This is a genomic window from Desulfacinum infernum DSM 9756 (assembly GCF_900129305.1).
Lineage (GTDB): Bacteria > Desulfobacterota > Syntrophobacteria > Syntrophobacterales > DSM-9756 > Desulfacinum > Desulfacinum infernum.
On record NZ_FQVB01000043.1, the window covers coordinates 1 to 12,861 of the forward strand.

At 61.8% G+C, this 12,861-nt stretch carries 13 protein-coding genes and 1 pseudogene; 11 read left to right on the forward strand and 3 right to left on the reverse strand.

What is annotated here, in order from left to right; translation table 11 throughout:
* Nucleotides 1–426: 426 nt before the first annotated feature.
* The 5 genes and pseudogenes from BUB04_RS16255 to BUB04_RS16275 all read left to right on the forward strand — a co-directional run.
* Nucleotides 427–993, forward strand: a pseudogene (locus BUB04_RS16255) (DsbA family oxidoreductase); the annotation flags it as partial.
* A 210-nt stretch (nt 994–1,203) separates the two neighbouring features.
* The gene (locus BUB04_RS16260; protein ID WP_073041441.1) at nt 1,204–1,665 is read left to right on the forward strand and encodes an acyl-CoA thioesterase; all 462 of its coding nucleotides are present in this window, start codon (nt 1,204–1,206) and stop codon (nt 1,663–1,665) included.
* 74 nt (nt 1,666–1,739) lie between these two features.
* The gene (locus BUB04_RS16265; protein WP_073041443.1) at nt 1,740–2,900 is read left to right on the forward strand and encodes a homocysteine biosynthesis protein; all 1,161 of its coding nucleotides are present in this window, start codon (nt 1,740–1,742) and stop codon (nt 2,898–2,900) included.
* Between the two features lie 29 nt (nt 2,901–2,929).
* A complete protein-coding gene (gene larE, locus BUB04_RS16270; protein WP_073041492.1) occupies nt 2,930–3,709 on the forward strand; it encodes an ATP-dependent sacrificial sulfur transferase LarE in 780 nt (259 codons plus the stop codon).
* A gap of 41 nt (nt 3,710–3,750) precedes the next feature.
* The gene (locus tag BUB04_RS16275) at nt 3,751–4,740 is read left to right on the forward strand and encodes a DUF814 domain-containing protein (RefSeq protein WP_073041445.1); all 990 of its coding nucleotides are present in this window, start codon (nt 3,751–3,753) and stop codon (nt 4,738–4,740) included.
* Here the strand turns inward: BUB04_RS16275 and nth are convergent.
* On the reverse strand, nt 4,733–5,398 hold the full coding sequence (gene nth / locus BUB04_RS16280) for an endonuclease III (RefSeq protein WP_218588492.1): 666 nt from the start codon (nt 5,396–5,398) through the stop codon (nt 4,733–4,735). The two genes, BUB04_RS16275 and nth, sit on opposite strands and share 8 nt — an antisense overlap.
* Nucleotides 5,399–5,567: 169 nt before the next feature.
* Here nth and BUB04_RS16285 point away from each other — a divergent pair, with 169 nt between their 5' ends.
* The 6 genes from BUB04_RS16285 to BUB04_RS16310 all read left to right on the forward strand — a co-directional run bounded on the left by BUB04_RS16285 (nt 5,568) and on the right by BUB04_RS16310 (nt 10,688).
* Entirely contained in the window at nt 5,568–5,750 is a 183-nt protein-coding gene (locus BUB04_RS16285) for a hypothetical protein (protein ID WP_073041447.1), read from the forward strand.
* 14 nt (nt 5,751–5,764) lie between these two features.
* Nucleotides 5,765–6,154, forward strand: a complete 390-nt coding sequence (locus tag BUB04_RS16290) for an RlpA-like double-psi beta-barrel domain-containing protein (protein WP_143156528.1) — start codon at nt 5,765–5,767, stop codon at nt 6,152–6,154.
* Nucleotides 6,155–6,649: 495 nt separating this feature from the next.
* Nucleotides 6,650–7,678 (forward strand): OmpA family protein, encoded by a 1,029-nt coding sequence (locus BUB04_RS16295; protein WP_073041451.1) that lies wholly within the window; start codon nt 6,650–6,652, stop codon nt 7,676–7,678.
* A 69-nt stretch (nt 7,679–7,747) separates the two neighbouring features.
* Nucleotides 7,748–8,161, forward strand: coding sequence for a hypothetical protein (locus BUB04_RS16300; protein ID WP_073041453.1), 414 nt, complete (start codon nt 7,748–7,750; stop codon nt 8,159–8,161).
* Nucleotides 8,162–8,233: 72 nt separating this feature from the next.
* Nucleotides 8,234–10,267 (forward strand): ABC-F family ATP-binding cassette domain-containing protein, encoded by a 2,034-nt coding sequence (locus tag BUB04_RS16305; RefSeq protein WP_073041455.1) that lies wholly within the window; start codon nt 8,234–8,236, stop codon nt 10,265–10,267.
* A 16-nt stretch (nt 10,268–10,283) separates the two neighbouring features.
* A complete protein-coding gene (locus BUB04_RS16310) occupies nt 10,284–10,688 on the forward strand; it encodes a YMGG-like glycine zipper-containing protein (RefSeq protein WP_073041456.1) in 405 nt (134 codons plus the stop codon).
* Here BUB04_RS16310 and eutC read toward each other — a convergent pair.
* Nucleotides 10,682–11,473: an ethanolamine ammonia-lyase subunit EutC gene (gene eutC, locus BUB04_RS16315; RefSeq protein ID WP_143156529.1), complete on the reverse strand. Its 792-nt coding sequence runs from the start codon at nt 11,471–11,473 to the stop codon at nt 10,682–10,684. The two genes, BUB04_RS16310 and eutC, sit on opposite strands and share 7 nt — an antisense overlap.
* On the reverse strand, nt 11,442–12,860 hold the full coding sequence (locus BUB04_RS16320; RefSeq protein WP_073041460.1) for an ethanolamine ammonia-lyase subunit EutB: 1,419 nt from the start codon (nt 12,858–12,860) through the stop codon (nt 11,442–11,444). The genes eutC and BUB04_RS16320 overlap by 32 nt, the downstream gene beginning before the upstream one ends.
* Between the last annotated feature and the right edge of the window lies 1 nt (nt 12,861).

Genomic DNA, 12,861 nt, shown 5'->3' on the forward strand with positions numbered 1-12,861 from the left:
CTCTCCCTTGACGACATCTTTCATCTGTGCGGGGTGGCGCAAGGGAGACCATGACCGTTAATATGAAATAGAACCGCGAATGAACGCGAATAGACGCAAATCTTCTTAGTTGTAGAAACTGCGAAGGCTGCAATGAGGGTGCCCGGCAATGCAAGGGCGCGCAGCGACTCATAGAGAATGGCATATCGCGGCGTTCCGACAAATGCCCTTGCTCCGGCCCGCCCTTACACAAAGACACGGACCCCTTGGGTAGGGGCGGGGTTTATCCCCGCCCGCTAATCCCGCGGTGCAAGAGACACTCGAAGAAAAAATCGCTCCGTTTAGGCCAAGGGAAAGATCGCTCCACACAGGTGGGAATCAAGGAGAACCATGATCCAAGAGCCCGTATTGGAAATCTTTACCGATTACGTGTGACCCTGGTGCTACTTCAGTGCCGGGAGCATTGAGAGACTGCGCCGCCAATACCCATTGCGAATCCGGTGGATCGCTTTCCCTCTAAGGCCGGACACGCCGGAAGAAGGCACCCCCATGGCCGCGATCCTGGAAGAAAGAGGCCTGGACCCGGCCGTGGTCCAGGCCAATCTGGAGCGTGCGGCTGCCTCCTGCGGGGTTCCCTTCGGGAAACGCACCCACACCTACAACAGCCGACGGGCCAACGAACTGGGAAAGTGGGCGGAACTCAAGGGAAAGCGGGACGCCTTTGATGCGGCGGTGTTCCGCGCCTTTTTCGTGGAGCAGAAGAATATCGCCCTGGAAGTGGTGCTGCGGGAGATCGCCGGTGCGGCGGGCCTGGACCCCGAAGAAGCCGCAGAGGTCCTGAAAAAGGGAACCTTTCGGGACGCCGTGGTCCAGGACTGGGACTACAGCGCCCGGTGCGGCATCGTGGCCGCCCCCACCTACCGGATGGGAACGCACCGGCTGGTGGGAGCCCACCCCTACGAACGGCTGGCCGCCTTCGTGGAAAAGGCGGGCTGCCGCAAGCGCAGCCCCTAGAAACCGCCTCCACTCTCGATTCCCAGGGCTAGTGTCGGGCTTTGAGAAGACCTGAAATGGGGGCGCACTACCCAGGCCCTTGCCGAGCCATGGAGTTCCTCGGAAACCAACTACAGCCCTTACGTTACACCGTGGCGATAGGGGGTCACAGCAGGCGACCGAATATGGTATTAGGAACGCATCGCCAACCCCAAACGGAAAGGATGTGCCATGGTGAAGCCACCCGCCCATGCCCCCGAAAAGAGTCTGAAGGTCGCCATTCCCGTCCGTTTCGGCGATACCGATCCCTACGGCGTCGTCTATTTCGCTTCCTATTTCCGTTACTGCCACCACGGGATCGAGGAACTGCTGCGCCACGTGGGCTGCCCTCCCCATGAATACTTCCGCAACGCGGATAGGGGATTCGGACTGCCCATCGTGGGAGCTTCCTGCGACTTTCTGAGACCGGTCCGCTACGGCGACGAGCTCAACCTTTTCGTCTCCGTGCTGCGGCTGGGCGCCCGATCCGTCACTTTCGGGTTTCATTTCTATCTCCAAGGAAGCCCCGAATGCGTGGGCCGGGGCCAGGCATCCATGACGGCTATTGACAGAACCTGGCGTTCCTGCCAACTTCCCGAGGAGCTTCGAAACGGGCTGGAACCCTACCTGGCGTCCGAGGCCGTTGACAGGTGAACAGCCGGAAGTTATGAAGCCTAGTGTTTTGGTGGGAAATAGCAGATTCTCCAGCACGCGGGACGGGAAGGACCATGGCCGAAGTGAAAAAAACCTACGAGGAGATCAACGAGCGGATCCGCAAGGGCCAGGCCGTGGTGGTGACGGCCGAGGAGATGACCCGGATTGTGAAGAAGATGGGCCCCCGTAAGGCGGCCAAGGAAGTGGACGTGGTCACCACGGGAACGTTCGCACCCATGTGTTCGTCGGGAGTGTTCATCAATTTCGGTCACACCCGCCCCCCCATCAAGGCGTCGAGGGTATGGCTGAACGACGTTCCCGCTTATGCGGGCCTGGCGGCCGTGGACGTCTATCTGGGCGCCACCGAGCCCACCTTCGACGATCCGCTCAACAAGGTGCATCCGGGCACCTTTGAATACGGCGGCGGGCACGTGATCCACGACCTGGTGGCGGGAAAGCCCATTCGCCTGCGGGCGGAAGCCTACGGGACGGACTGCTATCCCAACAAGCGGGTGGAGATGACGGTCACTTTGGACGATCTGCCTTACGCGGTGTTGTGCAACCCGCGAAACGCCTACCAGAACTACAATTGTGCGGTAAATCTCTCCAAAAAGACCATCTACACCTACATGGGCACCCTGAAACCCAGCCTGGGCAACGCCAACTATTCCACGTCCGGGGAGCTGAGCCCTCTGCTGAACGATCCCTACTACCGGACGCTGGGGCTGGGAACGCGCATTTTTCTCGGCGGAGCTCAGGGGTACGTGGTTTGGCACGGCAGTCAGCACAACCCCAACGCGCCGCGTCTTCCCAACGGCGTGCCGCGCATGCCCGCCGGTACCCTCATGGTGCTGGGGGATCTCAAGGAGATGGATCCGCGGTGGCTCCTGGGAGTAAGCATCCAGGGATACGGCTGCTCGCTGGCCGTGGGCATCGGGGTTCCCATCCCCATTCTGGACGAGGAGATGGCCGCCTTCACGGGCGTTTCCGATGCGGAGATCGTCACCCAGGTCAAAGACTACAGCTTCACCCAGTCCGAGCCGCTGGCGGAGGTCAACTACGAGGAGCTGCGCTCGGGAACCATCCGGGTGGCGGGCAAGGACGTGCCCACCGTGCCCCTTTCCAGCGTGGTGAGGGCCCGGGAGATCGCCGGGATTCTGAAAACGTGGATCGAAGAAGGACGCTTTGAATTGGGAGTTCCCCAAAAGCTGCTGCCTTCGCCGACCCGGCCGTAGGGAGCGGCGCAGCGGACCCTATGGATCGGATGAAGAACAACCCTGAGATGAAGGAACTGGGGGCCGTCATGGCCCCTTTCCATTCAGTGGCCGTGGCCTATTCGGGCGGCGTGGACAGCACCTTGTTGGTCCACCTGCTCCAGCGCGTCCTGGGCGTCCGGGTTCGGGCCTGCCTGGCCCGCACCCCTTTCTTGCACGCCCGGGAAGAGAAGGACGCCCGCGCCCTGGCCCAACGCTTGGGGTTTGATTTGACCCTGGTGGACGTGGACCTCTGGGCCCTGCCCGCCGTCAAGGCCAACCCCCGGGACCGATGCTACCATTGCAAGAAGGCAATCCTGGGGAGCCTTCGGAGCGCGTCGGGGCCCGTGGACGCCTTCCTGGACGGATCCCACGCCGGGGATCTCAAGGAGGAACGGGCGGGCCGAAAAGCCCTGGAGGAACTGGGGGTGATCAGCCCCTTTGCCCAGGCCGGTTGGACCAAGGCGCGCATCCGCGAAACAGCCCGCAAGTTGGGGCTTCCCAACTGGGACAAGCCGTCCCAGTCCTGCCTGGCCACCCGGGTCCCCCATGGAACGCCCCTGGATCCCGGTATCCTGGCGAGGATCGAAAGGGCCGAAGAAACGCTTTGGAACTTGGGATGCAGGCAGATACGCGTGCGGTGGGACAAAGGGACCGCCCGCATCCAGGCCGCGCCTCAGGACCTCTTGCTGCTGGCCGAGCCGGGAGTGAAGGCCCGGATACTGGAAGAATTCACCCGGCTGGGCTTCTCGGGCGTGTCCGTCGATCCGGTCCCCTATGGAACTCCCTGACGATCACCGAAGAAGCATCCTACTGTCTCGGACGGAAAAAGATGAAACAAGGAAAAGCCAAAGGCATCGGCCTTCTTTCGGGAGGCCTGGACAGCATCCTGGCCGTCAAGGTTCTCCAGGAACAGGACCTGGAGCTTCTGGGCGTGACATTCGTCACCCCGTTTTTCGGGCCCGAACCGGGTCTCAAGGCGGGCCGCCTCGCGGGCATTCCCGTCCGGGCCGTGGACATCGGAGCGGTGCACCTGGAGATGCTCAAGAACCCTCGCTACGGCTACGGGTCCAACATGAACCCGTGCATCGACTGCCACGGCCTCATGTTGCGGGAGGCGGCCCGAATTCTGGAAGAGGAGAAAGCGGACTTTCTCTTTACCGGAGAGGTGCTGGGCCAGCGGCCCATGAGCCAGAGACGGGACGCGCTGAATTCCGTGGAGAAGCTTTCGGGCCTTTCCGGGCGTATCCTCCGGCCCTTGAGCGCCAAGCTGCTGGAGCCCACCCTGGTGGAGCGGGAAGGGCTGGTGGACCGGGAAAAGCTCCTGGACATCCACGGCCGGGGGAGAAAGCGGCAGATGGAGCTGGCCGCCCGGTACGGCATCAAGGATTATCCCCAGCCGGGCGGAGGCTGCATGTTGACCAAGGAAGGGTTCAGCCGAAAGCTACGGGAACTGTTCACCACCCTGCCGGAAGCCGGGGTGCGGGAAGTGGAGCTTCTCAAGTGCGGCCGGCACTTCCGCCTGCCGGGCGGATCCATCCTGAGCCTGGGCCGATCCAAAGGGGACAACGACCGCCTGCTTCGCCTGTCTTCCGACCAGGATGCGGTCCTCAAGGTACCTTCCCACCCCGGCCCCGTGGGGATCCTCTTCGGGGGCGAGGGAGTCCAGAGGGATTTACAGATGGCCGCCCGTATCGTCACGGCCTACAGCGACGTGGGCGACGGCGAAAAGGTGGACGTCCTGTGGCGCTGGGGAGGCCAGGAGGCGAGGCTTACGGTAGTCAATGCGGGCCGGGAAAGCTTCGCCCACTACCTTATCTAGGCGAAGCCTTCCTGCCGCCGGATCGGGTACGCGTGCGGTAGTGGTCGCAAAGATCTTTCTGGGGACACGGGGCGCATTGGGGCCGGCGCGCATGACACAGAACCCGCCCGTGGCGGATGAGCTGATGGGAGAGGCGCACCCAGGATTCCGGAGGGAAGAGCGCCGTGAGGTCCCGCTCGATGCTCACCGGGTCCTGGTGCGACGTCAGGCCCAGGCGCCTGGAAACGCGGGCCACGTGGGTGTCCACCGCCAGTCCCGGCACCCCGAAGGCGTTTCCCAAGATCACGTTGGCCGTCTTGCGGCCGATCCCCGGCAGGCGGACCAGTTCCTCCAGGGTTCGAGGCACTTGCCCGCCATGCCGCTCCACGAGCAGGCGGCACGCCCACTGAATGTTCTTCGCCTTGCTCCGGTAGAGCCCCGCCGACCGGATGGCGTCTTCGATCTCATGGATTTCCGCCCGGGCGAAGCTTTCCGGATCGGGAAACCGCCGGAAAAGGTCCGGTGTGATGGCGTTGACCCGCTCGTCGGTGCACTGGGCCGAAAGGATGGTGGCGATCATGAGTTGGAACGGGCTGTTGTGTGCCAGCGTGCATTGCGCGTCCGGATAGGCGGCGTCCAGAAGGCGGCGAACGACTTCGGCTTTTTCTCGAAGATCCACGGCGATAATCCTTTCGGAGACGGGTGCGGAAAGGGCACTCCCCCGTGCCCGTATCCTTGAAATCGTGACTGTATGCCAAAGTTCCTGTTGGATTTCAAGGCGCGGAGTCCTTATAATAGCCTTCATCAACGCGTTGGATGTTCCCCTTGGATGATGAAAGGAGTGCTCCATGACGGCCATGCGTCAGATCTGCCACTGCGAAAACTGCGGCAACGAAGCGGATATGATCGTCACGTGCACCTGGGTCGAGGTGGAAGAAGAGCCGGGCGTGGTGAAGAAAAAGAAGAAGGAGACCCGCACCTGCACCCAGTGCGGCAACGAGGCGGATATGATTCTGGACGAGGAAGAATAGGAAAGACAGCAAGGATGGTGGAGACCGATCTAGCGATGAGCGCGGCGTATCCCACGCGACCTGTGCACAGGCACATTATTGTATGCCCCTTTTGTGAAAGCGGCCAGCCGATTCCGCTCGACTTTGATGCCATTCACCGATGCCAGTGCGGCGCCTGCTACAAGGTGTGCGGGAACGAGGCGTTGGAAAACGGGGTCAGCGACATTGCCGAGGAGTTGTGGGGCGAAGACGAACTGGATTTTATCCGGTCTGTGCCCATCGATTTTTGCAACGTGGTGGTGGAAAAGGATTTCGACCGCCTCCTGGACCTGAGGCAGGCGGTGGATCCTTACGGCATGGAAAGATTCTGCAAGTACGACGTGGATTCGGAGCTGAGTCTGATCTGGGTGAAGCGACTTTTCTGACCTATTGCAACATCCCTCATCCTCTCGAATCTGGATCCCGGCTCCAACGGGGAGTCGGGATCCAAGGTTCCCAGCCGATTGAAGACCTGTGCACGTGCGGCGGTGAATCTCTGATAAACGCTCGATCAACCTCTCAACGTGAAAGATCACTGCTTTCGGTCCCTTGTGGGAAAGGCTTTCGCCGCAGTTCGGATCGCCGGCAAGCCGGCTCCTGCAGAAAAGCCTTCCGCATGCAGATCTCTTTCATCCATGCGAGGGGGCGGGCCCGCCATGATCCTTCGAAAGACGGACCCGAACCTGCGTCCATTGACTCCGGGCCTGGCACTGTTTACCATTAGGAAGACTCTCTATCTAGAAAGATTTTTTTCACAATTCCATAGTTCTCACAAAAAGGGAGGGAAAAGAAAGGGATAGGCCGCGCAGGGTTGGCGGTGCAGTTCTTTGTTCAATTGGCAACAGGCAAGGGAAATGAGGACCCATTAGAGGAGGCTGACGATGAGAAAGGCGAAGTTCTTCCAGGCAGTGGCAGCGGTGATGGTCACCGCCGGTTTTCTTTTGGCCTTTAGTGCAAGCGCCCAGGCCAAGATGGTCCCCAAAGTGGACAATTTCATTCTTTTCCCTGATCAGTCGGGTTCCATGTACATGACCCACGGTAAGTTGGGCGTGGTGAAGATGGTGGCCGCCAAGGATCTCCTGATGAAGATGAACGAGCGGATCCCGGAGCTGGGCTACCAGGGAGCGCTCGATCTTTTTGCACCCTGGCAGGTGGTGGCCGAACCGTCGGTCTATGACCGGGCCGCCTTCGGGCAAGCTCTGGAAAAGATTCCCTCCGATCAGGGCATCTTCAACCGCCTCACCCCCATGGGGCCGGGCGTCAGCTCCCTGGATTCGGTCCTGAGCGGACTGCGTGGCAAGACGGCGGTGATCGTCGTCTCCGATGGCGGTGCCAACAAGGGTCCGGACCCGGTGGCGGCGGCGCAGGCCATCCACAGCAAGTACCCGGACGTTTGCTTTCACGTGATCAGCTTCGCCGAAGAGGCCAAGGCTCAGTCCATCCTGAAGAAGATCAGTGAAATCGGCGGCTGCGGCGTTTACGCGGAAGCCACGGATCTTCTGGCCGACGAGCAGGCCCTGAACCAGTTCGTCAAGGACGTTTTCTATGCCGAGGAAGGGGAGCCGCAGCCCGAGGTGATCGTCCTTCGAGGCGTCCACTTCGATTTCGACAAGTACGACATCAAGCCGGAATGGCAGCCGGTGCTGGATGAAGGCGCCGACATCCTCAAGAATCATCCTCAGATCCGGATCATTATCGAGGGCCATACCGATTCCATCGGCACGGAAGCCTACAACCAGAAGCTGTCCGAACGCCGGGCCAAGGCGGTCTATGACTACTTTGAGGCCAAGGGCGTGGAAGGTGATCGGATGAAGACGGTGGGCTACGGCGAACTTCAGCCCAAGGCGGACAACGCCACGGCCGAAGGCCGGGCCATCAACCGTCGCGTGGAAATCAAGGTCGTCGAATAACTCCGAGTCAACCACTCACAGGCCGGGAGGCATCCGCCCCCGGCCTTTTTTGATGTGTCAGGAACGTCCATGAGAAAGATCTGTCTTCTGCCCGCCGTTCTGACCTTCCTGATGGTTTGGCAAGCGAACGCCTGGGCCTTGAATGAGCAGGAAGCGGCCAAGGCCTTTTCCGCCTTCCAGAAGGAATGGATGCACAAGCTCGCCCTCCACGGCATCTATGGACCGAAGCATGTGAAGGTCCGGAAAAACGAGGACGGATCGGTTGTAGCCAGCTACAAGGAGCTGGGGGCCGTCACGGGAAGCCGGGTGAAGAAAACGGACTCCACGGCCTGTCCTTTCGTGGGGGTGCTCCACTACGAGGAAATCGTCTTCGAAAGCCGGGGCCCCGATGAGAAGGCCGCCCGCAAGGGGCCCTTCAGGAACGCCAAGAGGATCACCATCACGGAAATCTTTCGGTTCGCCGACGGCAAGTGGGTCTATTGATCCCTTGCGCTGAGCTGCGGGAACGGCCATACTTGCGCCGAACCCATTCTTGGCGACGGAGCGCGGCGAACGGTGATCACCGTACAGAACATCAGCAAATTCCTGGGCAACCGGGAGCTTTTTCGGGACGTTTCCTTCCACATCCATCCGGAAGACCGCATCGGGGTCGTGGGGCCCAACGGTGCAGGGAAGACCACCCTTTTCCACGTCCTGATGGGAGAAGTGGAACCCGATACGGGGTCCGTCACCCGGGCCAGGAACACCTCCGTCGGCTACCTGCCCCAGCAGTGGGTACCCCCTGCTGAAAAGACCGTCCTTCAGCACACCCAGGAAGTTCACGCCGAAATCCATGCCCTTCGAGCCGAGGTGGAGCGTCTGGAGGCCGCCCTGCGCCGCGGCGGCGATCCGCAGCAGATGGAAGAGATAGCCGGGCGCCACGCCCACCTGCTGGAACGCCTGGAGCATCTGGGCGGATACGATCTGGAGGCTCGTGCCCAGAAGATCCTTTCGGGGCTGGGCTTTTCCCAGGACGACCTGGGCCGCCCGGTGGCCACCCTGAGCGGCGGCTGGGTCATGCGGGTGGAATTGGCCCGGCTGCTGCTCGCCGAACCCGACATCTTGCTGCTGGACGAGCCCACCAACCACCTGGACCTGGAATCCATTCTCTGGCTCGAGAATTTTCTGCAATCCACCCGGTCGGCGGTCCTGCTCATCTCCCACGACCGGGCGTTCCTCAACGCCGTGGTTCGCAGAATCCTGGAGGTGGAAAACGGCCGGGTGGAACATTACCCCGGCAACTACGACGCCTACGTAGAGGAAAAGGCCCGGCGAAGGGAGATCCTCCTGGCGGCCCATCGGAATCAGCAGGAGCGCGTCCGGCAGATCGAACGGTTCATCGCCCGCAACCGGGTGCGCAAGGACCGGGCCCGTCAGGTACAGAGCCGCCTGAAGATGCTGGAAAAAATGGAGCGGATCGAGATCCCCGACCAGGAGGCCACCATCCGCTTTCATTTTCCCGAGCCGGATCGGTGCGGCAAGCGGGTCTTCGAACTCCAAGGGATCCATAAGGCCTATGGAGACCGGACGGTCTACGAGGGCGTGGACCTGGTGGTGGAACGCGGGGACCGCATCGCCGTCATGGGCCCCAACGGGACGGGCAAGAGCACCCTGCTCAAGATTCTGGCGGGGGAAGAGCCCCCGACCCGAGGCCGCCGGGTGGTGGGGCACGGGGTTCGGATCGGTTACTACGCGCAACACGTGTGGGAGCATCTGAACCCCGACAACACGGTGCTCCAGGAAGTGGTTTCCATTGCCGGCCCCACGCCCCAGACCCGGGTGCGGGCCCTTTTGGGCTCCTTCCTCTTCCGCGGAGACGACGTGGAAAAGAAGGTGCGCGTCTTGAGCGGCGGAGAAAAGGCCCGTCTCACCCTCTGCAAGCTCCTCATCCAGGCCCCCAACGTTCTTTTGCTCGATGAGCCCACCAACCACCTGGACATTCCCAGCCGGGAGATCCTGGAGGAGGCCCTGGACGAATATCCCGGCACGCTCTGCCTCATCAGCCACGACCGGCGGTTCATCAACGCCGTGGCGTCCAAGATCCTGGTGGTGGGCCCGAAAAAACTCGAACTGCTGCCGGGAAACGCCGACGACTACGAGCGTTTCTGGAAAGAGGCCCTCACGGGGGCATCCCATGAAGCCTTGCAGGAAAAGGAAGCGGCTTCTGAGCCCGAAACAGGTGCCAGGGTGGACGCCAAGGAAAGAAAGCGCCTGGAAGCCCGGTGGAGAAACGAACTCTACCAACGCACCAAGCCGCTCAAGGACAAACTGGAGCAACTGGAGGAGGCCCTGGACCGGGCCCACCGGGAACTGGACAGACTGAGTCGGCAGCTGGCGGATCCGGCCACCTACCGGGAGTCCGCGGACGTGGCGGAGTTGCAGAGGGCCTATGGGCATTGCCGGAGCGAGATTGAGCGGTTAACACAGGCGTGGGAAGACACCGCCCTGGAACTGGAGGAGGTGGAAAGCCGGTTCCGGGAGGAAATGGAGCGCCTGCGCCGGGAGGTCTTCGGCGAGGCGGCTTGCCCGGCCAAAGAAGTGAGCGCCTGAACGGGGAGGAAAAGACATGAAGAGTCTGAGCGTCCTGCTGGTTTTTGCCTTGATGGTCACGGGCCTGGGAGCCTGCGTGCCGGGCCCCACCACCCAGCAGCACCTGGAATCGGCCACCTGGCTGGGCGTGGTGGGAGCGGGCGTGGGCGCCCTGATCGACAAGGACAACCCGTGGCGCGGGGCCGTCATCGGGGCCGCCATCGGTTCGGTGGCGGGATACGGCCTGGCGGAAATCACCCAAAGGGCCGCGGAAGAAGCCGCCAGCCGCCGGCAGACGGTCACCTACCACAATCCCAACACCAATGAATGGGTGCAGGCGGACCCCGTGGCCTACGACGGCGGATACGCCACGGTGCGCACCCGCACCTGGCGGGATCGCCAGCTCACCGACGACCGCTACCTGCGCGTGCCGGCTTACTGACCGCAGATCATCCCAAGACGAACTCCGCTGGCTTGAAGCCGCAGTATCCGATCGGCGGTCTCGGCAACGACCGCCCCGGCTTCCAGCGGCGGAAGCCCCCGCCGATGAATGTTGGACACGACCGTGCGGTCGGCGTCCAGCGTGCCGGTACGTGGTCTGAAACAGATATAGGCGCTCAAACTCTCGGCAGTTTGGAGCCCAGGGCGTTCGCCGATCAGGAAAATCACAACCTCCGGCTCCAGGATGTCGCCCACATGGTCCATCGCCCCCACACGGGCGAATTGCACGAAGACCGGTGGCGGCACGTGGTGTCCCAACTGATCCAGGCTGAGCCTCAGGCTGGGGAGCAGTGCGTCCAGATTCGCCTCCACGGCGGCGGCGCTCAGACCGTCCCCCACAAGAACAAGCATGGGTTCGTTGCGACCGTAAAGGGCCCGAAGCCGTTCCACGGCGGCCTCGGCCAGGCGCCGTCCCTTGTCCGGGCGCATCAGGTATTCCTCCTTATCGGCCGCCTGGGTGCAGACTTTCACGAGGCCATGGCGACCGAGGAAATCTTCGCGCACGGCTTCCATCACGCTGTCCCGAGCCGCTGCATGGTCCGCCCGAAAACGGAGCACATCTCTTGTGAAGGGGCGGCATCCGCACCCTCCCAGGGCGATTCGGGCGGGGGTGAAGGACTTCAGTGCCCCGATGGCCGGCGGGTTGCGGAAAAAGGGTCTGTTTGGACTCATCTGTTCGAGAACGAAATCGAAATCATGCATGACAATGCTGTGATCCGTGAGCACGGCACTCCTCCTCTCCACACCATTCGGAAAAGCAGGACGGGTCGGCCGCCGACTGGGTCAGGGCGCCGTTGTGCATGATCCCCATGGAAGCGAGCCACCGTTCGAACTCCGGCAATGGCCTCAAACCGAACAGTTGGCGGAGGGACGCCACATCGTGATAACTGGTGGTCTGGTAATTGAGCATTACGTCATCTCCCATGGGAACCCCCATCAAATAGCAAGCCCGAGCGGCGGTGACCAGAACCGCCAGGTTCTCCAGGTCGTTTTGGTCCATCTTCATGTGGTTGGTGTAGCAGACGTCGATGCCCATGGGCAGCCCGTGGAGTTTGCCCATGAACACATCCTCCAGGCCCGCGCGAAGGACCTGTTTGGCATCGTAGAGATATTCGGGGCCGATGAAGCCCACCACCGTGTTGACCAGGAAGGGGCGAAAGATTCTGGCAAAGCCGTAGCAACGGGCCTCCAGAGTCACCTGATCCACCCCCTCGTGGGCGCAGGATGACAGTTCGGAACCCTGTCCGGTTTCGAAGTAGAAGACATTGGGGCCGAGCCGTGGATTCCTGTGACGCAGTTGCAACCGCGCTTCCTCCAGCAGAACCGATGTGACTCCGAAGGAGCGATTGGCCTTTTCCGTCCCTGCAATGCTTTGAAAAAGAAGATCCGTCGTCCCCCCGGCCCGGAGGGCTTCCATCTGAGTCGAGATGTGGGCCAGGATGCTTATCTGGGTGGGAACTTCCAGTTCTTCGTGGGTTACCCGGAAGACGTGCTCCATCAGACGCCGGATGTTGTTCGGCGTGTCCTCCACCGGATTGATCCCGATCAGAGCGTCTCCCACGCCGTAGGCCAGGCCGTCCTTGATGGATGCCGTGATGCCGTCGGGATCGTCGGTGGGGTGATTGGGCTGGAGCCGGGAAGCCAGGGTTCCCAGGATCCCGATGGTCGTTCGGCAACGAGCGTGGTTGTGGATCTTGGAGGCGGCTACCATCAAGTCCATGTTGGACATGATCTTGGCGAGCCCCGCAATCATCTCGCTGGTCAGCCCGCGGCTGAGTCTGCGCAGGTCCTCGGGGCCCGTGGTGTGTGACAGGACATACTCGCGCAGCTGCGCCAGGGACCACCCTCGGATCTCCCGGTAGACATCTTCATCCAGCGCGTCCTGAATCAGCCGGGTGACCTCATCGGATTCATAGGGAACCGCAGGATACTCACGAAAAGTGCGCAGTTCCATCTCCGCCAGCAGGGCCTTGGCAGCCACTCTCTCCAGTTCGGATTCGGCCCCGATCCCGGCCAGTCGATCCCCCGACTTCTCCTCATTGGCCTTGGCCATCACCTCGTAAAGGGATCGAAATGAAAAGAACCGTCCTCGAATGCGAATGTGGGAACGCATG